This window comes from Pseudoalteromonas sp. Z1A6, assembly GCF_011378745.1.
Lineage (GTDB): Bacteria > Pseudomonadota > Gammaproteobacteria > Enterobacterales > Alteromonadaceae > Pseudoalteromonas > Pseudoalteromonas arctica.
This window is the reverse complement of the sequence record NZ_WTKW01000539.1, coordinates 1-1,827: the sequence shown is the minus strand read 5'-3', so window position 1 is coordinate 1,827 and position 1,827 is coordinate 1. Positions and strand designations below refer to the sequence as shown.

The 1,827-nt window shown below is 37.7% G+C and carries 2 protein-coding genes; one reads left to right on the top strand and one right to left on the bottom strand.

Annotated features, from left to right (window positions below; all coding sequences use genetic code 11):
• A partial coding sequence (locus GQR46_RS19275; protein ID WP_165742149.1) for a DEAD/DEAH box helicase occupies nt 1-1,508 on the top strand: 1,508 nt, incomplete at its 5' end.
• Between the two features lie 44 nt (nt 1,509-1,552).
• Here GQR46_RS19275 and GQR46_RS19270 read toward each other — a convergent pair.
• Nucleotides 1,553-1,827 (bottom strand): ribonuclease E inhibitor RraB (locus GQR46_RS19270; protein WP_165742139.1); only part of this gene is annotated, 275 nt, incomplete at its 5' end.

Genomic DNA, 1,827 nt, shown 5'->3' with positions numbered 1-1,827 from the left:
GTTTAAAAGAAAAGTCATTAAACCATCAAGTAACCTTTGCCAGTGTGCAATCACTTTCTCGTAATTTAAATAAATTAAATGAGCATTATTCGTTACTTATTATTGATGAATGCCACAGAGTAAATGGGGATAAAAAAAGCCAGTACGGAAAAGTAATAAGTAGTTTAAAAGAATATAACCCTCAGTTAAAAGTATTGGGTTTAACAGCAACACCTTATCGGCTAGGAACGGGGTGGATATACCATCATCATTATCATGGCTTTGTTAAAGGGACTAAAGAAAGCCCGTTTAAAAGTTGTATTTTTGAATTGCCGCTCAGGTATATGATCAAACATAATTATTTAACGCCGCCTAACGAAGTTGATGCAGCAATTAGCCATTATGATTTTTCGTCCTTAGATAGCAATGCATTTGGGCAATATACAACTGATGACATGAATGCGCTTTTAAAAAACAGTGAGCGCGCAACGAAAGCTATATTACAGCAAGTAATTCAATACAGTGAGCAGCGTGAAGGTGTTATGGTTTTTGCCGCCACGGTATTGCATGCTCAGGAAATATTAAGCTACCTACCAGCTCATCAAAGTGCGCTAATAACAGGTGATACGCCAAACACTGAGCGCGATAAAATCATTAAGCAATTTAAAGCTAAGCAATTAAAGTATTTAGTTAATATTTCGGTATTAACTACAGGTTTTGATGCGCCGCACGTTGATTTTATTGCTATTTTACGCCCTACAGAATCGGTTAGTTTATATCAGCAAATTGTGGGGCGAGGTTTAAGGTTATCTGAATCGAAAACGGATTGCTTAGTAATAGATTATGCCGGCAATGGTTTTAATTTATTTCACCCTGAAGTGGGTGATAAAAAAGGCGATAGTGATAACGAGCCTGTGCAGGTACTTTGCCCAGGTTGTGGGTTTGCTAATATATTTTGGGGTAAAACTGATTCTGCTGGAAAAGTAATAGAGCACTTTGGCAGGCGATGTAAAGGGTTGTTAGAAGACGATAGTGGCCATAAAGAGCAGTGCGATTATCGTTTTAGATTTAAAGAATGCGAGCAGTGCGGCGCTCAAAATGATATTGCTGCACGACAATGCCATGATTGCGGCGCGGTAATGGCTGACCCTGATGATAAGCTACGTAATGCATTAAACTTAAAAGACGCACTTGTGCTTCGATGTAGTGGGTTATCGGTAACTCAAATTAAAGACGATTTAATTAAAATAACGTATTTTGATGAAGATGGCGCAAGTTGCGATGAGGTATATAACCTCGCAAATAAAGGCGGGCAATTTATATTTAATAAGCAATTTGGTCTACGAGTAGGACTTGGGCAAACACCTATTAATTTTAAGACTGCAGAGCAAGTAGTAAACGCACAATTTGAATTAGTACCACCGGATTTTGTTATTGCACGAAAAAGCAAAAAGTATGGTTGGAAAGTGGCTGATAAACTATTTGACTATAAAGGGGGTTTTAGAAAGGCAAATCAGTTAAGCCGCTAAGCTTAACTGATAGAGTACATTGAACTAATACAATTAAAAGGCAACTAAGCTTCTTCACCGTCCATTAATCCCCAGCCATCACCGTATCCATTAAAGCTATTAGCAATACTTTCAATGTATTGCTCTGCTTGTCCTAGAAGGGTGTGCTCTGGCACCATTTGTACTTGAGTGATTACTTCCCAAACGCCAGTGTCTTTGCATTTTTCGAGCTCAGCATTTTGAACTAATGCATCAGAGACTATTTCTTTAGCAAATTTTTCAGCATCGGCTTCTTGTTCAAATAAAATAAAAAAATCGACTTGGTGCATTTTATTTAAAT